Raw genomic sequence first — 17,595 nt, 5'->3', positions numbered from 1 at the left:
CAACCGGCTTGAGGTCAGGCAGCGGTGCGATGAGCAATTTCAACCAGGAAAGCGTGCTGAGCGTCCATCACTGGACCGATACGCTGTTCAGCTTCACCACCACGCGCGATCCCTCGTTCCGCTTCCGCAACGGCGAATTCACGATGATCGGGCTCAAGGTCGGCGAGAAGCCGCTGCTCCGCGCCTATTCGGTCGCCAGCGCCAATTACGAGGACCGGCTCGAATTCTTCTCGATCAAGGTGCCGGACGGCCCGCTGACCTCGCGCCTACAGCACCTCAAGCAGGGCGACGAGATCATCGTCAGCCGCAAGGCGACCGGCACGCTCATCATCGACAACCTCGAAGACGGCCGCAACCTCTATCTGATCGGCACCGGCACCGGGCTTGCCCCGTTCCTTTCCGTGATCAAGGACCCCGAGACCTATGAGCGGTTCGAGAAGGTGGTGCTGCTGCACGGCTGCCGCCGCGTCGCCGAACTCGCCTATGGCGAAATGATCACCGAAAAGCTGCCGAACGACGAACTGATCGGCGACTATATCCGCAACCAGCTGATCTATTACCCGACCGTGACCCGCGACCCCTTCCGCAACCGCGGCCGCATCACCGACCTGATCACCTCGGGCAAGCTGTTTGCCGATATCGGTCTGCCCGCGCTCGAGCCCGCCCATGACCGCGTCATGATCTGCGGCAGCCCGGCGCTGGTCGCCGACACCCGCGCGCTATTGAACGGCCGCGGCTTTGTCGAAGGCAATCACGGCGAGCCGGCCCAGTTCGTGGTCGAGAAGGCGTTCGCGGAGCGGTAAGGCGCCGGGACGACACTACATCTTGTGTCCCGACAAGCAGCGCGCGTGCTACCGGCCGGGCCCTTCTACTGTGCATGGGGTTGTTTTCGTGATTTTGTCTCCGGGCGTCGCGGTGAGGCGACCCGTTAAGGCCTCACCGCCGGCGCTTCCATCGGCATCCCCCGCGCCCGGGACATCAGGTACAATTCCAGCTCCACCAGTTCCGGCGCGCCGTAATCATAGGCCTGCGCGCGGATGCCGGTGATGCAGGCGCGCAGGCGCCGCTGCAGCGAGCCCAGCGACTGCCATTCCAGCCGGTAGAGCGGATAGCCGGTTGCATGCCCTTGCGTGATCGCGGAGCCGGCCAGGTGCTTGTCCCAATTGTCGTCATGGCAATTGGTGCAGGCGAGATTGAGCTGGCCCTGCCGCTGCAGATAGAGCTCGCGCCCTTTGGCGACGAACGGCGCGAGCTGCGGGTCGCTGCCGGCCTCGATCGGTGCGCCCTGCGACTGGCGGGCGATGAAGGCGGTGAGTGCCAGCAGCTCGCGGCTTTCGAAGGCGAGCGGCGCCGCCTGCTGGTGATTGCTGCGGCAGGAATTGATGCGCTGCTCCAGGTCGACCGGGCGGCCGGCTATCTTGTCGAAGGCGGGGTAGCGCGCGGCCACGCCCCTCATGCTGGTGCGCGCATCGTCATGGCAATCGGCGCAGGCCTTGTTGGCGGCGCCCAGCTTGCGCTTCCACAGTGTCTCGCCGTCGAGCACCCAGAGCATGCCGGGATTGGCAGTATCGTCGTCCTGCATCGCCTTTGTGTCCGGCTTCATGAAATCGTAGCCGGAGCGTCGCTGGCCTTGCGGGATTTCGGCGGCGAAGACCGTGCTTGCGGCAAGCAGCGCGGCGGCTATGGCGCCGGCAAGTCTCATTCGACGATAATCGATGCGGATGCGTGCTCGGAAAATCCCTGGTCGCCGATCCATTCGAACTCGAACTTGCCGCTCTCGGTCGCGGTGGTGAAGAAGGTCATGAAGGGGTTGGCTGATATCGCCGGAAACAGGTCGACGCGAAAGATCTCGGCGCCGTTGAAGCGGCAGGTAAAGCTGGTGATGATGTTGCGCGGCACGACTTCGCCTGATGCCGTATGGCGATAGCCGGTTTCCATGATGTGCGACATCAGCGTCTTGATCTCGATAATGTCGCCGCGTTTGGCTTTCGGTGGAACGTTGATGAGTGCGGAAGCCATCAGATCAACTCCTCGGTGCAGGCGGCGAGCGTCACCACGACATCGACACTGGCCGACCAGAACGTGCCGTCCGAGAGTTTCGCGATGGCGACGATCTTCTGGCTGTCGGCAAGGCGGATGCGGGTCGAGACCTGGGCGCGGCCGTTATGCGGGCCGAGATGGAAATTGCCGATATTGGGCTGCGGATTCTTTTCGTTGAAGACGTGAATGCTGCGGACATGATCCTCCGGCGCCATCGGGTGCGCGACGGTGACCGTCATCGGCACCGTGTTGCCATTCTCGACCAGCGGCGGGATGTCGAGCTTGACCTTACCGGTGCGCACCGCCGCGCCGCCTGTGACGCTTTGGATCGCCGCGGCCAGCATGGCCGGCGTTGCCTCCGCGGGACGCACGGTGACCGTCGGGAGGGCGCCAAGCGCGGCGGCTCCACCGGCGAGACCGAGGAACTGGCGGCGGGATGAATGGACTGGTTGCTGCATCGTTTCTTCCTATTCGCGCAGCGTCACGAGATACGCCACGATATCCTCGATCTGTTCCGCTGACAGGATCGGCTTGCCGCGCCACGGCGTGCCGACGCGATCAAGGCCGTCCGTGCGGTAGTAGGACGGCATGATAGTCGCGGCGTTGAGGCGGGACGCGTCCACCAGGCGGAGCCGGAGCTGGCCCTCCGAGGCGCGGCTGCCGGAACCGGAAAGGTCGGGCGCCAGGTCGCCCTGGAATTTCTGTTCGGGAAATGGGCCAGAGTGGCAGAGGATGCAAGTGCTGGAACGCTCGACCACAAGGGCGCGCCCGCGTGTTGCATCGCCTCGCGCATTCGTGAGCGGCTCCAGAATGGCATCGCCCGTGACGGCATAGGGCTGCAGCGCCTGCGCGCCGGCCGGGCCGGGCAGCGCAAGCGCCATGCCGGCCAACCACATCCCGATATAGATCCTTGCTCTAGCCAAACGTTTCCACCGTAATCGCTTTGAACCAGTCTTCAGCGCCTTGCGCCTCGCGCTGGCGCACCTCGCGCGGCGCGTTGACCGGGCTGGTCGCGCCTTCTACTTCGGCGAACTGGCCGTCCTTCGGCTGATAGACGCCCGACAGCGAGAAGGCATAACCCGGCGCGACGGTGTTGTAGCAGGCGCCGCTCAGCCGCGGCGTCTCGGGTGCCTTGCCTGACAGCATGGCGACGATCGCGGCCGCGCAGGCCTTGCCTTGTGCACTTGCAGCGGACGCCGCCTTCGGAATTTGCCCGGCAATGCAGGCGTCGCCGATGACGTGAACATTGGGGACGAGCTTTGAGGCAAAGTTCGTCGGATCGATCGGGCACCAGCCGGTGTTGTCGGCGGCGCCGGCGAGTTCGGCGATACGCCCGGCCTTTTGCGACGGGATTACGCTCGCGACATTGGCGACATAATTGCCGAAATCGGTGACGATGGTGCTGGTCGCGGTCTCCACCGAAGTCACCCTGCCGCCTTGCGACAATGCGATCCGTTCGATCATGTCGGGATAGAGCTCCTTCCAGGCCGCCTCGAACAGTCTCTGCTGCGAAAAGCCGTCCTTGGCATCGAGGATCAGGACTTTTGAGCGCGGCTTCCTGGCTTTCAAATAATGCGCGATGAGGCTGGCGCGTTCGTAGGGCGCTGGTGGACAGCGCAGCGGCGCCGCAGGGACCGCGATCACCACCGTGCCGCCGTCCTCCATGGCTTCGAGCTGCCGGCGTAGCAGCATCGTCTGTTCGCCGGCCTTCCACGCATGGGGCATTTTGGCGGAAGCGGCTTCGTCGTAGCCGGGCAGGGCGTCGAAGCGAAGATCAATGCCGGGCGACAGCACCAGGCGATCATAGGGAAGCGAAGTCCCGTCGGCCAAACCGACGGTGCGCGCCTGCGCGTCGACCTTGGCGCCGGCTTGGGCAATGACGGTTACTCCCGCGGCAGCGATTCTATCGTAGGTAAATTGCTGTGCCGGCATCTCCCGCATGCCCGCGATCACCTCGTTGCTGAGCGGGCAGGCGGTAAAGGTTTGATTTGGCTCGATCAGGCTTACCTGAAGCGCCTGATCAAGCTGCCGCAGCGCTCGCGCGCAGCTCGCGCCGCCGAAGCCGCCGCCGATCACGACGACACGCGCCGTTCCTTGCGCAAATGAAGGGCAGGGCAATGCTGCAGCCGCAGACGCGGCGATGCCGCGAACGACATCTCTGCGCGTCATCAGGCGCGTGGCGACCATGGCAACATCCGGAAGAAGGGAAGCGGCGGCCCCGAACCGAGGCCGCCGTCTCTCACTGTCAGGCGAACGTGATGTTCTGGTCCCGCAAGGGGACCGAACGGATGCGCTTGCCAGTCGCCGCGAAGTAGGCGTTAAGCACCGCGGGCGCGGCGACGCCGATGGTCGGCTCGCCGACGCCGCCCCAGAAACCGCCGCTCGGCACCATTACGCATTCCACCTTCGGCATCTCGGCGATGCGCATGGAATTGTAGGTGTCGAAATTGGCCTGCTCCATCTTGCCGTCCTTCACCGTGCAGCCGCCGTAGAACAGGGCGGACAGGCCGTAGACGAAGGAGCCGGCGATCTGCCGTTCGACCTGCGCCGGATTGACGATGTAGCCGGGATCGGTCGAGGCGACGATGCGATGCACCTTGATCTTGCTGCCGTCGGTCACGGAGATTTCCGCGGCACCCGCGACATAGCTGCCATAGCCCATCACCTGGGCAATGCCGCGATAGACGCCTTGCGGCGCCGGCTTGCCCCAGCCGATCTTCTCGGCGACGGCATTGAGCACCGCGAGATGCTTCGGATGCTTGCTCATCAGCTTGCGGCGGAATTCCACCGGATCCTGGCCCACCGAATGCGCCAGCTCATCCATGAAGCATTCCATGTAGATCGCGTTCTGGTTCACGTTGACGCCGCGCCAGAAGCCGGGCGGAACGTGCGGATTGCGCATGGAATGCTCGACCAACAGGTTCGGCACGGAGTAGCCGATCGCCGCATCGCCGGACGGGCTGAGGCCCTGGAAGGCAGCGGGATCCATCCCGTTCACCAGCGCCGCGGGACGCACGGTGTAGAGGATCGATTGTCCCGACAATCGCACATGCAGTGCCGTGAGATTGTTGTCGGCATCGAAGGCGCCGGTCAGCTTGCACTGCGTGACCGGATGGAATTTGCCTTGCGCCATATCCTCTTCGCGCGACCACAACAGCTTGACCGGCGTGCCCGGCATCTCCTTGGCGATCAAGACCGCCTGGCGGACATAGTCGGTCATGCCGCGGCGGCCGAAACCGCCGCCAAGGATGAGCTTGTGCACCTCGCATTTTTCGGCCGGCAATCCCGATGCTTCGAGCGTGGCGGCGAACGCCGCTTCGCCGTTCTGCGTGCCGCACCAGACCTCGCATTTATCAGGCGTGTAGAGCGCCGTGGCGTTCAGCGGCTCCATCGTGGCGTGGTTCTGGTAGGGATAGTTGTAGACCGCTTCGACCTTCTTGACGGCCGAGGCAATCGCGGCCTTGGCATCGCCGTTCTGGTTGCCGATATAGGCCGGCTGATTGTTATCGAGACCTTCGGCCAGCCATTTGGCGATCGACTCGCTGGAGACTTTTGCGTTCTCGCCTTCATCCCAGACGATCGGCAGCGCGTCGAGTGCGGTCTTGGCGTGCCACCAGGTATCGGCGACGACGGCGACCGCGCTGTCGCCGACCTTCATCACCTTCTTCACGCCCTTCATGCCTGATATCTTGGCCTCGTCATAGCTCTTCAGCTTGCTGCCGAACACCGGCGCGTCCTTGATCGCGGCGTTGAGCATGCCGGGCAGCTTGACGTCGGCGCCATAGATCATCGCGCCGGTCGTCTTGTCGACGGTGTCGAGCCGCTTGACGCCCTTGCCGGCGATCTTCCAGTCCTTCGGGTCCTTCAGCTTGACGTCGGCGTCCGCCGGCGGCGTGAGCTTGGCGGCGGCTTCAACCACTTGGCCGTAGGTGGTGGTCTTGCCCGACGGCGTATGGGTGATGACGCTGTTGGATGCGGTGCACTCCGTCACCGGCACCTTCCATTCGTTCGCGGCGGCCTGCACCAGCATCATGCGCGCGGTGGCGCCGCCTTTGCGGACATACTCCTGGCTGGTGCGGATGCCGCGGCTGCCGCCGGTCGAGAAGTCGCCCCAGGCCCGCTTGCGTGCGACACTCTGACCCGGCGTCGGATATTCGGTGACGACCTTGGACCAGTCGCATTCGAGCTCCTCGGCGACGAGCTGGGCGAGGCCGGTGAGGGTGCCCTGGCCCATCTCGGAGCGGGCGACGCGAATGACGGTCGTGTTGTCGGGCCGGATCACGACCCAGACGTTGACCTCCGGCGAGCCGTCGGCGGCGCGGACGACCTGCGGTCCGCCGAAGGGGATGTCGAGGCCGATGGCGAGGCCGGCGCCGGCGGCGGCGGTGCCGATCACGAAGGCGCGGCGATTGAGTTTGGGCATGACGTGCTTGTTCATGACATCCCCCTCAAGCGCTTGCGGCGTCGTGGATCGCCGCGCGGACCTGCTGGAATGTCCCGCATCGGCAGATATTGGTGATGGCTTCGTCGATGTCCTTGTCGGTCGGCTTCGGCTTCTCCTTCAGAAGCGCCGCAACCGCCATGATCATGCCGGCCTGGCAATAGCCGCATTGCGGGACATCGTTGGCGATCCAGGCCTGCTGCACCTTGTGCAGGGCGCCGCCAGTGGCGAGTCCTTCGATGGTGGTGATCTGCTTGCCGACCGCCTCGCTGACGGTGACGCCGCAGGAGCGCATTGCGACCCCGTCGATATGAACTGTGCAGGCGCCGCATTGTGCAATGCCGCATCCATATTTGGTGCCGGTCAGTCCGACGTTCTCCCTGATTGCCCAAAGCAGCGGCGTGTCGTCTTCGACATCCACGATTATTGTTTTGCCGTTAATGGTGAGGTTTGCCATCGCGTATCCCCTGTTAGCTCAATCCACCGAGTGAGCTGCGCGCGGGAAGATGGCTCGCAACCTGGAATAGTTCAAATCAAGAAAAAGCGTGGTGATCGATGGGAAGAAATGCAAATGGCCGGTGTTGCGTGGGCACGCGCCCGTTGCATGGCTGTCATGCTCGATCTTTACCCACCGCCAGACGAAGGAAGCTCATCAGGCTCCCCACCGCGGCAAAGCCGGCCCCCAGTGCCAACGCTACCGTCGCGCCGTCGTGACCAGCGAGTGCAAAGCACAGGGCGGCCAGCGCCGCGCCGAGGGTCTGTCCAGTCAGCCGCGCGGTCGCAACGATGCCGCTGGCGCTGCCGCTACGATGCGGTGGTGCGCTCGACATCAGTGCCCGTAAATTAGGCGTCTGGAAGAAGCCGAATCCGATGCCGCAGATCACCGTGCGCCAGACGATATTGGCGACGCTCGGATCCGGCGGCAGCGTCGCCAGCAGGACCATGCCGATGCCGAGCAATACCAGGCCCAGGCCGCCGAGGATGCCGACGGGATAGCGATCGGAAAGCCGGCCGCCGATCGGCGCCATGACCGCCACCACTAGCGGCCAGGGCGTCATGAAGAAGCCGGTCTCGACCTGCGAGCGGTGCAGCACATCCTCGAAGTAAAAAGGCAGCGAGACGAAGGCCAGCCCCTGTACGGCGAAGGCGCAGACCGATGTGGCCGCCGACAGCGCGAACATCGGCCGCCGGAACAGATCGATCGGCAACATCGGCGCCGGGTGATCCGCATGCCCGCGGGCGATGATCCAGCCCAGAACCAGTGCCACGCCGAGCGTCAGCCCGACCAGGGCGGGCGGGACCTGATGGGCTGCGCCGCCAATGCCGATGATGAACAGCCCGAGGCAGCTTGTTGTCAGGCCCGCGCTCGCAAAATCGAAGGCGTGCTTTGCGCGCGGCGTCTTCGGCAGCGTCTTCAGGCCGATCCAGATCGCAATCACCCCGAACGGGATGTTGATCGCGAACAGCCACGGCCACGTCCCGACCGCGAGGATGGCGGAAGCAATGCTCGGACCGAACGTGAAGGCCGTTCCGACCACGAGCGCGTTGTGACCGAAGCCGCGGCCCAGCATGTGGGTCGGATAGACGAAGCGAACCAGCGCGGCGTTCACGCTCATGATGCCGCTGGCGCCAAGGCCTTGCAGCGCGCGGGCCGCCGTCAGGCTGGGTAGCGACCACGCCAGCGCGCAGCCGAGCGAGGCCAGCGTGAACAACACGAGGCCGCCGATATAGATACGCTCATGGCCGACGATCTCGCCGAGCGCGCCAAGCGGCAGCAGCGTCGCGACCAGGGCGATCTGATAGATGTTGACCACCCAGACCACATCCGCCGGGCTGACGTGGAGATCGGCCGCAATCGCCGGAAGCGCAATATTGGCGATCGCCGTATCCAGCGAAGCCATCGCCAGCGCGGTAAAGATCGCCGCGACCGCCCAGCGTCTGAGGTCGGGCGGCAGGCCGTCGATAGGGGCGGCTGGTTTCGCTATTTCGGCGGACATTCTGTCGGGCTCTCCACGCGGCCGCGGACGCGCCCGTCTCCCGGCGTCGTACTACGGACGCGGCGTGGGCCACAGGCGTTTCCTTGCATGGGCGTATGCAGCGGGCTGACAAGGCGCCCGCGCTATGCGCCTACGCGCTCGGGCTCAATCCCAGCCGTGCATAGATCCGGCGCGCATAGGCGCCGAATTCATCGGTGGTCTTGATCGGCAGCGCCCGCGGGAACGGTAGCTCGATCGGGAAATATTCGGCCATCCGCGCCGGGCCGGCGGTCAGCACGGCGCAATGGGAGGCGAGAAACACCGCCTCCTGGATCGAGTGCGTCACGAACAAAATAGTCTTGCCACTCTCGCGCCAGATCCTGAGCATTTCGAGGTTCATCTGTTCGCGCGTCAGCGCGTCGAGGGCGCCGAACGGCTCGTCCATCAGGATCAGTTTTGGATCATGGATGAAAGCGCGCGCGATCGCCGTGCGCTGCTGCATGCCGCCGGACAGTTGCTGCGGGTATTTGTCTTCGTAGCCGGCAAGGCCGACCAGGTTGAGCAGGTCACGGGCGCGGCTTCGCGCCGCGTTCATCGGCAGGCCGACGATTTCGGCCGGCAGCAACACATTGTCCAAAATGGTGCGCCATTTCAGCAGCAAGGCCTGCTGGAACACCATGCCGATGTCGCGGGCCGGGTCGAACGGCGTTTTTGAATTGCCGATCTTGATGGTGCCGCCATCGGCCGCATGCAGCCCAGCCAAAATCTTCAGCACGGTGGTCTTGCCGCAGCCGGACGGACCCACCAGCGACACTAATTCGCCTTCGCTGATGTCCATCGTGACGTCGGAGACGGCGAGGAATTCGGCGCCCTTGGAGCGATAGACCTTGCGGACGCCTCTTAGGCTGATGAAGGGCTCCTCCGCGCTCATGCCAGCCATTTCTGCAAGTTCGCCTTCACGAAGGCGTCGTCGGAGAGATCGGCATGCTCGCGGCAGACGCGATCGATCGCTCGCATCTGGCCGGGGCTCAGCCCTTCGTCAGGGTCGAGGCACCAGAGGCCCTGCATCAGCCCCTGTCGCCGCAGCACTTCATGGCAGCCGGCGATGCAGCCGTGAAAATTATTGGCGACATCGAAGAATGCGCTGTTGCAGTCGGTGACGCGGGCGTCGAGCGCCAGGAGATCAGCGGGAACGGTGTCCCTGCCGCGCGCGGCCTTGCACATCTCGAACTGCTTGATCGCGCTCGCCGTCCACACCGACCAGTGGCCGAGGAGACCGCCCTTGAAATAGGCGCGGGTGGTGACGCCCTTGTCGCGCAGATCGAACGGCAGCGTGAGGTCGAGCAGGATGTGATCGTCATTGCCGGTATAGAGCGCGACGCGGTCGAGCGCGCCGGCCGCCGAAACGCCGCGCAGCACATCCAGCGTCCGATAGCGGTTGAACGGCGCAATCTTGATGGCGATGACGTTGTCGATGGTAGCAAAGCGGCGCCAGAAATCGGCACTGAGGATGACGCCGCCGACGGCTGGCTGCAGGTAAAAGCCGACGAGGGGGATTGTGCCCGCGACCGCCTCGCAATGGGCGATGATCTCGTCCTCGGATGCCGATTTCATCGCGGCGAGGCTGAGCAGGCCGGCGTGATAGCCGATGCTGCGCGCCGCTTGCGCTTCCGCGATGGCCTGCTGGGTCGGGCCGGCCAATCCTGCCACCATCGCGACCGGCCGCTTGGTCCACGAAGCTGCCGTCTCCGCTGCGAGCTCCAGCACCGGGCGATACAGGCCGACGTCGCGGATCGCGAATTGCGTGGTGTGAACGCCGACGGCCAGCCCGCCGGCGCCGGCATCGAGGTAGTAGCGCGTCAGTGCCCGCTGATGCCTGGCATCGAGCTTGCGATTGGCGTCAAGCGCGAGCGGATGTGCCGGCAGTACGGTGCCATCGGCAATCAGCTTGCGGACCTCGGCATTGATTTCGCTGTGATGCATGGCGCTTCCTATCCAAATTCCGGACCGGCGACGGCGAACGGCAGTTGTGCGGGCGCGGCGGCCGCTTTGCCAAAGCGCATGCGCTGGAACGGCCGCTCGATGTTCCAGCCGGCGTGGACGAGCCCTTCTAAAAATTCGTCCTGAGCGTGGACGGCATCGATCAGCCAGGGCCCGCTCTCGGAGCGGACGATGGCATCCACCAGTCCTAACGCCTGATCGGCGCGATCGGCCAGCACCGGACCGATGTGCCGCGCGGCGCGCCCATCGCGGACGAGGGCCATGGCTCGCTCGCCAGACACAATGCGGGAACGGGGGCGAGCTGCAAATTCCGACAGCAACGTGCTGCGGTCGAACCCCATGGCCCGGCTATCGCGCGTGGCCAGGGCATCGAGGCTGCCCGCCGATAATGGTCGCGTCGCCTTGTCGGTCTGCGGCTGCTCCAGCCGCAGCCGCCGCAATTGCAGGGTCGGCATGAAGCCGAGTGGACCATAGACGGTGGCGCCGGCCGGCGTTGCATCCAGCCAGGTCGTCAGGCCGCGCCGTTTCGCCGCGTCGAGGCAGGCATCGACGAGCTTCGTCGCGATGCCGCGGCGGCGAGAGTCCGCCGTCACCAGCACCATGCTGATCCAGGCGTTGCCGGCGGAATAGGGCAATAGCGCTGCGGTCGCGACCAGCCGGCCGCTATCGCGCACGCCGAACACGATTCCGTGGCTAAGGAAAACGCGCCAGTCGGCCTCGTTCTGGTTCCAGCCCGCCTCGGTCGACAGCACAAGCCCGGCCTGCGCATCGGCGATACCGAGCTCGACGATGTCGATCGGCTCAATAGCGGCCATCACGCACCTCGTACTTGGTGGGCTTGCCGAGGCTCGGCATGGAGCGCGCAACCCAGTCGGCGGTCCAGCTGATGAGCTGCTCCGTATCGACAACAGGAAGGCCGAACAGTTTCACCGCCCGGGATGTGTCAGTTAGCCAGGCCGTCGGCTCTTCATTGCCGACGATCACGGGCGCACGGCCAAAGCGCTGACCGAATTTCGCCGCGAGATCGCGCACGGCGAGGATTTCATGGCCGCTGACATTGATCGGCGAGGTCGGGGTATCGCAATAAGCGAGGCAGCGCAGCGCCTGCGCCGACGCATCGCCCTGCCAGATGAAATTGACATGGCCGAGGCTGACATCGATCGGCTTGCCCTGCAGCACCTTGCTCGCGATGTCGTGCAGCACACCGTAGCGCATGTCGATCGCGTAATTGAGCCGGAACAGCCGCCCGGGAGTGGAATACTTCTTCGAGAAATATTCGAACATGCGCTCGCGCCCGACGCAGGATTGCGCGTATTCGCCGGGCGGATTGGGAGGCATATCTTCGGTCGAGCCCTTGCCGTCCACCGGCACGAAGGGATAGACGCAGCCGGTCGAGAAGGCGACGATGCGCGAAGATGAAAAGGCCTGCGCGACCAGGGCAGGAACGTGCGAATTCATCGCCCAGGTTAGCGACAGATCACCCTCGGCGCCGAATTTGCGGCCCGCCATGAACACGATGTTCGCAACCTTCGGCAGCGCCTTGATGGCGGCTTCATCGAGCAGGTCGCAATTGACGGTCTCGACGCCGCGCGCCTGCAGCCAGTCCTTTACGGTGGGGTCGCTGAAGCGGGCGACGCCGATCACGCGGCGCTCTGGCGCGGCCGCTTTGGCGAGGCCCGCCAGCGTCGGTCCCATCTTGCCGGCAACACCCAGGATCATGATGTCGCCGTCGACCTTGCGGAGATCATCGATCAGTGCCTGGCTCGGGCGGCAGAGCAAGTCGTCGAGTGCGGTGACATCGGCAATCGTCTGCGGCAGGTTTTCGCGGCTCAAGAGCATGTTCATTCCCTGTCTTATTGCAGGCGGATGTCGCGAACGACGAACATCCGCTCGAGGCCGAGCACGAGGCCATATAGCGCCACGCCGAGTAGCGTCAGCAGCACCACCGCCATCACCATCGCGGGCGTATCCAGCGACGACTGCACCTGGATCATGAGATAGCCGAGCCCCCGCTCGGAGGCGATGAACTCGCCGACGATGGCGCCGGCAACCGCCAGGATCGCGCCGACCTTCATTCCCGAAAACACGTAAGGCAGCGCGCCCGGCAACTGGATCTTCCGGAACAGCGTCCAGCGCGAGCCACGCAGCGATTTCACGAGATCCAGTAGATCAGGCTCGACCTCGCTCAGGCCGCGCGCGGTCGTCAGCAGGATCGGAAAGAAGCAGATCGAAAACGCGATCAGGATGTTAGGAAAGATGCCGTAGGAGAACCAGACGATGAACAGCGGCCCGAGCGCCACCTTCGGAATCATGTTCAGCGTTACGAACAGCGGCAGCAGCAACAGGCTGACCAGCGGCGACCAGGTGAATATGACGGCCAGCGCGACGCCGACCAGTGCGCCGAGGCAGAAGCCGCCGAGAATTTCGGCCGCCGTCACCGCGAGATTGGAAAGCCAGGCATAGCTTGGCGAGGCCAGCGTCTTGATGGTCGCAAGCGGCGAGGGCAGGATGAATTTCGGCACCTGGAAGGCACCGACCAGCACCTGCCAGAGCACGATCACGGCGAGATGCACGATCAGGATGATCGCGAAAGATCGTGCCGATCCGCCATCTCCGCTGAACACCGTTGGGGCTCCTTTCGCGTGGGGCCTGAGTTCCCGGCCGCGTGACGCCAATCTATCGCGGGCTCCTCCGACAATCAACCATCTGGTTGATTAGGGGCGCAGCGAATGCATCACCAGATCGACCACATGCTTGCGGCGGGCCTGCCGGGCAGCCTTGCTCGACAGATCCTTGCCGAAGATCGCCGATAGCGTCGGCGTGTTGGAGAAGTAGAAGTAGCTCAGCCCGGCGATCGAGATATAGAGATGCACCGGATTGATCCCTTTGCGGAATATTCCGGCCTTGACGCCCTCGGAGAGGATGGTGGAGACCATGCTGACCAGCGGCGAATGCATGGCTTCCAGCTTGCGCGAGCCGCGCACATGGCGGGCACCGCCGCGGTTTTCGTCGTTCAGCAGCACGATGAAGTCGGGATGCGCAGCAAGGTGATCGAAGGAACTTTCGATCAGCTTCTTGATGGCCTGTTCCGGCGGCAATCCCTCGAGGTTGAGTTTGCGTTCCTGGGCGCGGATTTCCTCATAAACCCATTCCAGCACGGCCAGATAGAGCGCGTCCTTGTCGCCGAAATAGTGATAGACGAGCTGCTTGTTGACGCCTGCGCGCGCGGCGATCTCGTCGACCCGGGCCCCGGCAAGGCCGCTACTGGCAAATTCCCGCCGCGCCGCCGTCAATAGTTTCCTGCGGGTGGCGGCCGGATCGCGCCGCTGCGGCTTTGAGGCATCGGATCGTTTTTTGGGCATTTCCAACCAAATAGTTGACAACTCGTCTTGTCCTGAGTTGCATTGGTAGCGTCACGGATGCGCGGCGACAAGATCGGTTGCAGAACGAGGAGGGTGCAATGAAGGCTTTGCGAATTGCGGGACTGGCACTTGCGCTTGCCCTACCGGCTGCGCCTTCTATGGCGGGCGAGGCCGTCAACCTGATCCTGAACTGGACGCCGACGGCGGACCATTCGCCGTTCTATTACGCCAAGTCGCAGGGCTGGTATGAGAAAGCCGGGATCGATCTCACGATCGAGGTCGGCAAGGGCTCCGGCGTCTCCTCGCTGAAGGTCGGCTCCGGCGGCTCGCCGTTCGGTATCGCCGATCTCGCAACCGCCCTGGTGGCCAAGAGCAAGGGCGCCGACGTCGTGGCTTTGATGAGCATCTACGCCAACACCGGGCAGACCTTCTACTGGCTGAAGAGCTACGGCGTGAACGGGCCGAAGGATTTTCCGAACCACAAGATCGGCAATCCGCCCGGCGATGCCTCGCGGGTGATGTGGCCGGCCTTTGCCAAGGCCGCCGGCATCGCGCCCGACTCCGTGAATTTCGTCAATGTCGGCCCGACCGCCAAGATCGCGGCGCTGAAGGCCCACACGGTGGATATCATCAGCGATTTCTACAACGAGCACGACCTCAAGGTGATCGAGTTCGGCGGCGATCTCGGCTACATCAACTGGAAGGACATCGGCCTCAATCCCTACGGCAACTCGCTGATCGTCAACGGCGCGTATCTGGCGAAGAACCCGAAGCTGGTCGAGGAATTCGTCAAGATCAGCCAGAAGGCCTATGCCGCCTGCGTCGCCGACGTTGAGCCCTGCCTGAAGGCGCTGCTCGACCAGGCCTCCGGCCTCGACAAGGAAAACCAGCAGCGCCAGTGGGAGCGCATCAAGTTCCTGATGACGGACGAATTCACCACGACCAAGGCGCTAGGCTGGATCGATGCCGAGCGCATGAAGAAGGATTACGAGCTGGTGCAGACCTATCTCGGCATGGAAAAGCCGTTTGACGTGAACACGGCGTTCTCGACCAAGATGCTGGATCAGTCCGTCAAGATGGATGCCAGCAAGGTGAAGAAGTAGGGCGACCGCTTTCCCGGCCATTATTGCGAGGAGCGAAGCGACGAAGCAATCCATCTATCCCCGCGCGGAGAGATGGATTGCTTCGCTTCGCTCGCAATGACGGTGGTGGAGCTGATAGATTCACTTCGGCTCTCCGCGCCGGGCTCCCGGAAACCACGATAGAGCCCTGCCGTTAAAGGCACATTGTCGTCCCGTATAGACGAACCATAGGAGTGGGCCATGTTTGCAGGACAGCTTGCGATGATCGTCGCCGCTGCGTTCGCCGGGGCCGCGTTCTATGTCGGTTTCGCCGAGCAGCCGGCGCGGCTCGGTCTCGATGATCGGGCCCTCCTGAAGCAGTGGAAACCGAGCTACGACCGGGGCCTTCAGATGCAAGCGACTGGCGCGGTGATTTCGGGCGTGCTCGGTCTGATCGCGGCCTGGGCGACCTGGGATTGGCGCTGGATCGTCGGCGCGGTGCTGATTCTCGCCAACTGGCCGTATACGCTGCTCGGCATCATGCCGACAAACCAGGCGTTGAAGGCAATTGCCGACGATGATGCCGGCCCGCAATCGCGCGCGCTGATCGTGAAGTGGGGAGGCCTGCACGCGGTCAGGACGGCTCTCGGGATTGCGGCGACATTGGCCTATCTCTGGGCGCTGAACTAGCGCCGCCTCACTGCAGCGCCATGCCCGCGGTCGCGATCCTTAATCGGCGCTGCGAGATCCGCGAGCGACATCGGCTTGCCTGAGATGTTGGCAACCGCAAGCCGGCGCGGCATGATGCCGCTTGAGCGGCGCTGATGACAGCACTCTCGAAATTTCCCGAAAGGCGCTCCTGATGACAATGACCGAACAAGCCCCGGCCTCGCAAAGACCCTCGATTGACAAGGAGCGGCTGCGGCAAAAATACCTCGAGGAGCGCAACAAGCGGCTGCGTCCCGACGGCAACGATCAGTATCTGCGCGTCGCGGGGCAGCTCGCGCATTATCTCGATGATCCCTATACGCCCGTTGCTCCGCGTGAGCCGAAGACTGATCACGTCACCTTCGCCTTCGTCGGCGGCGGCTTTGCCGGGCTGGTTACCGCAGCGCGGCTCTCGGAAGCCGGTGTGAAGGATGTCCGCATCATCGAAAAGGGCGGCGATTTCGGTGGCACCTGGTACTGGAATCGCTATCCGGGTGCGCAATGCGATACCGCGTCGATGGTCTACATGCCGCTGCTCGAGGAAACCGGGCACATGCCGTCGGAGAAATACGCGCATGCGCCGGAAATCCTCGCGCACTGCCAGCGCATCGGCCGGCAATACGGCCTCTACGACAACGCGCTGTTTCATACCGAGGTGGTGAGCCTCGATTGGGACGAAGCAAGATCGTGCTGGCGCATCCGCACCAGCCGCGGCGATGATTTTACCGCGCAGTTCGTCGGCATGGGCACCGGGCCGCTGCACGTGCCAAAACTTCCGGGCATTGCCGGCATCGAGTCGTTCAAGGGGCACTCGTTCCACACCAGCCGCTGGGACTATGATTACACCGGCGGTGATCCGTCGGGCGCGCTGATGGAGAAGCTCGCCGACAAGCGCGTCGGCATCATCGGGACCGGCGCCACGTCCGTGCAGTGCGTGCCGCACCTCGCGCGCGCCTGCAGGGAGCTCTACGTCTTCCAGCGCACGCCGTCCTCGGTCGACGTCAGAGCCAATGCGCCGATCGATCCAGAATGGTTTGCGGGGATCGCGACATCGGGCTGGCAGCAGCGCTGGCTGGAGAATTTCACCGCGAACCAGGCCGGCGGCTCGGCGGAAGAGGATCTGGTGCAGGATGGCTGGACCGATCTGTCGCGGCGCATCCGCGCCAAGGTCTTGGACCTGCCACGTGAGCAGCGCACCCCACAAAACATGCTGGCGGCGTTCGAGGATTCCGATTTCGAGAAGATGGAGGAAATCCGCGCGCGGTGCGACGCCATCGTGCAGGACCGCGAAACCGCGGCCAAGCTCAAGGCCTGGTATCGCCAGCTCTGCAAGCGGCCCTGCTTCCACGACGCTTACCTGCAAGCCTTCAACACGCCGGGCACGCATCTGGTCGATACCGACGGCAAGGGCGTCGAGCGCATCACCGCGAACGGTATCGTCGTCGCGGGCAGGGAATATCCACTCGATTGCATCATCTACGCATCGGGCTTCGAGGTCGGCACCGAATACAGGCGGCGCGCCGGCTTCGATCTCGTCGGCCGCGGCGGCGTCAAGCTGTCGGACCATTGGGCGTCGGGCATGCGCAGCAAGCACGGCGTTCATGTCCACGGTTTCCCGAACGCGTTCTTCGTGCAGCCGGCGCAGGGCGCCAATCTCATCTCCAACGTTCCGCACAATCTCACCGATGCCGCAAAGACGATCGCGCTGATGGTGCGGCATGCGCAGGCGAACGGGTTCAAGGAAATCGAAGTCAGCAAGGAAGCCGAGAACCAGTGGGTCGAATTGCTGATGACCGGCGCTGGCCGCATGATCGGCTCGCCCGATTGCACGCCCGGCTACTATAACAATGAAGGGCGCGAGCCAGGTCCGGCGGCCAAGCTCAATGTCGGCTACCCCGCGGGGCCGATGGCCTATTTCAAATATATCGAGGGCTGGCGCAACAGTGGCCAGTTCGAGGGGATCGCCTTTCGCTGATCTGGCGATTTTGGTTTTCCGTGCAAGGAGT

At 64.1% G+C, this 17,595-nt stretch carries 18 protein-coding genes; 4 read left to right on the top strand and 14 right to left on the bottom strand.

Going from position 1 to position 17,595, the window contains the following annotated elements; translation table 11 throughout:
- The first annotated feature begins 29 nt into the window (after nt 1-29).
- Nucleotides 30-803, top strand: coding sequence for a ferredoxin--NADP reductase (locus QA643_RS30395; protein ID WP_283029345.1), 774 nt, complete (start codon nt 30-32; stop codon nt 801-803).
- A 125-nt stretch (nt 804-928) separates the two neighbouring features.
- On the opposite strand, the gene soxA is transcribed toward QA643_RS30395, so the two are convergent.
- The 14 genes from soxA to QA643_RS30325 all read right to left on the bottom strand — a co-directional run bounded on the left by soxA (nt 929) and on the right by QA643_RS30325 (nt 13,820).
- Nucleotides 929-1,702 (bottom strand): sulfur oxidation c-type cytochrome SoxA, encoded by a 774-nt coding sequence (gene soxA / locus QA643_RS30390; protein WP_283029344.1) that lies wholly within the window; start codon nt 1,700-1,702, stop codon nt 929-931.
- Complete coding sequence (gene soxZ / locus QA643_RS30385) at nt 1,699-2,019, bottom strand: thiosulfate oxidation carrier complex protein SoxZ (protein WP_283029343.1); 321 nt, start codon at nt 2,017-2,019, stop codon at nt 1,699-1,701. The genes soxA and soxZ overlap by 4 nt, the downstream gene beginning before the upstream one ends.
- On the bottom strand, nt 2,019-2,498 hold the full coding sequence (locus QA643_RS30380) for a SoxY-related AACIE arm protein (protein ID WP_283029342.1): 480 nt from the start codon (nt 2,496-2,498) through the stop codon (nt 2,019-2,021). The genes soxZ and QA643_RS30380 overlap by 1 nt, the downstream gene beginning before the upstream one ends.
- A gap of 9 nt (nt 2,499-2,507) precedes the next feature.
- Nucleotides 2,508-2,921: a sulfur oxidation c-type cytochrome SoxX gene (gene soxX, locus QA643_RS30375; RefSeq protein ID WP_283034977.1), complete on the bottom strand. Its 414-nt coding sequence runs from the start codon at nt 2,919-2,921 to the stop codon at nt 2,508-2,510.
- Between the two features lie 34 nt (nt 2,922-2,955).
- Nucleotides 2,956-4,227 (bottom strand): NAD(P)/FAD-dependent oxidoreductase, encoded by a 1,272-nt coding sequence (locus QA643_RS30370; RefSeq protein ID WP_283029341.1) that lies wholly within the window; start codon nt 4,225-4,227, stop codon nt 2,956-2,958.
- A 58-nt stretch (nt 4,228-4,285) separates the two neighbouring features.
- Complete coding sequence (locus QA643_RS30365; RefSeq protein ID WP_283029340.1) at nt 4,286-6,478, bottom strand: molybdopterin cofactor-binding domain-containing protein; 2,193 nt, start codon at nt 6,476-6,478, stop codon at nt 4,286-4,288.
- Between the two features lie 10 nt (nt 6,479-6,488).
- A complete protein-coding gene (locus tag QA643_RS30360) occupies nt 6,489-6,938 on the bottom strand; it encodes a (2Fe-2S)-binding protein (RefSeq protein ID WP_283029339.1) in 450 nt (149 codons plus the stop codon).
- A 154-nt stretch (nt 6,939-7,092) separates the two neighbouring features.
- The gene (locus QA643_RS30355) at nt 7,093-8,478 is read right to left on the bottom strand and encodes an MFS transporter (RefSeq protein ID WP_283029338.1); all 1,386 of its coding nucleotides are present in this window, start codon (nt 8,476-8,478) and stop codon (nt 7,093-7,095) included.
- 130 nt (nt 8,479-8,608) lie between these two features.
- Nucleotides 8,609-9,397: an ABC transporter ATP-binding protein gene (locus QA643_RS30350; RefSeq protein ID WP_283029337.1), complete on the bottom strand. Its 789-nt coding sequence runs from the start codon at nt 9,395-9,397 to the stop codon at nt 8,609-8,611.
- Nucleotides 9,385-10,440: a dihydrodipicolinate synthase family protein gene (locus QA643_RS30345; protein ID WP_283029336.1), complete on the bottom strand. Its 1,056-nt coding sequence runs from the start codon at nt 10,438-10,440 to the stop codon at nt 9,385-9,387. The genes QA643_RS30350 and QA643_RS30345 overlap by 13 nt, the downstream gene beginning before the upstream one ends.
- A gap of 8 nt (nt 10,441-10,448) precedes the next feature.
- Nucleotides 10,449-11,273: a GNAT family N-acetyltransferase gene (locus tag QA643_RS30340; RefSeq protein WP_283029335.1), complete on the bottom strand. Its 825-nt coding sequence runs from the start codon at nt 11,271-11,273 to the stop codon at nt 10,449-10,451.
- The gene (locus QA643_RS30335; protein ID WP_349253303.1) at nt 11,260-12,297 is read right to left on the bottom strand and encodes an NAD(P)-dependent oxidoreductase; all 1,038 of its coding nucleotides are present in this window, start codon (nt 12,295-12,297) and stop codon (nt 11,260-11,262) included. Before QA643_RS30335 ends, QA643_RS30340 begins: the two co-directional genes overlap by 14 nt.
- Nucleotides 12,298-12,311: 14 nt before the next feature.
- On the bottom strand, nt 12,312-13,082 hold the full coding sequence (locus QA643_RS30330; RefSeq protein ID WP_283029333.1) for an ABC transporter permease: 771 nt from the start codon (nt 13,080-13,082) through the stop codon (nt 12,312-12,314).
- Between the two features lie 90 nt (nt 13,083-13,172).
- Nucleotides 13,173-13,820 (bottom strand): TetR/AcrR family transcriptional regulator, encoded by a 648-nt coding sequence (locus QA643_RS30325; protein WP_283029332.1) that lies wholly within the window; start codon nt 13,818-13,820, stop codon nt 13,173-13,175.
- A 98-nt stretch (nt 13,821-13,918) separates the two neighbouring features.
- Between QA643_RS30325 and QA643_RS30320 the strand changes: the two genes are divergently transcribed.
- The 3 genes from QA643_RS30320 (at nt 13,919) to QA643_RS30310 (ending at nt 17,564) form a co-directional block, all read left to right on the top strand.
- The gene (locus QA643_RS30320; protein ID WP_283029331.1) at nt 13,919-14,923 is read left to right on the top strand and encodes an ABC transporter substrate-binding protein; all 1,005 of its coding nucleotides are present in this window, start codon (nt 13,919-13,921) and stop codon (nt 14,921-14,923) included.
- Nucleotides 14,924-15,142: 219 nt separating this feature from the next.
- Nucleotides 15,143-15,571: a DUF1772 domain-containing protein gene (locus tag QA643_RS30315; protein WP_283029330.1), complete on the top strand. Its 429-nt coding sequence runs from the start codon at nt 15,143-15,145 to the stop codon at nt 15,569-15,571.
- Between the two features lie 172 nt (nt 15,572-15,743).
- Nucleotides 15,744-17,564, top strand: coding sequence for an NAD(P)/FAD-dependent oxidoreductase (locus QA643_RS30310; RefSeq protein WP_283029329.1), 1,821 nt, complete (start codon nt 15,744-15,746; stop codon nt 17,562-17,564).
- Nucleotides 17,565-17,595 lie beyond the last annotated feature (31 nt).

This window comes from Bradyrhizobium sp. CB3481 (assembly GCF_029714305.1).
Lineage (GTDB): Bacteria > Pseudomonadota > Alphaproteobacteria > Rhizobiales > Xanthobacteraceae > Bradyrhizobium.
This window is presented reverse-complemented; position numbering and strand designations above follow the sequence as displayed.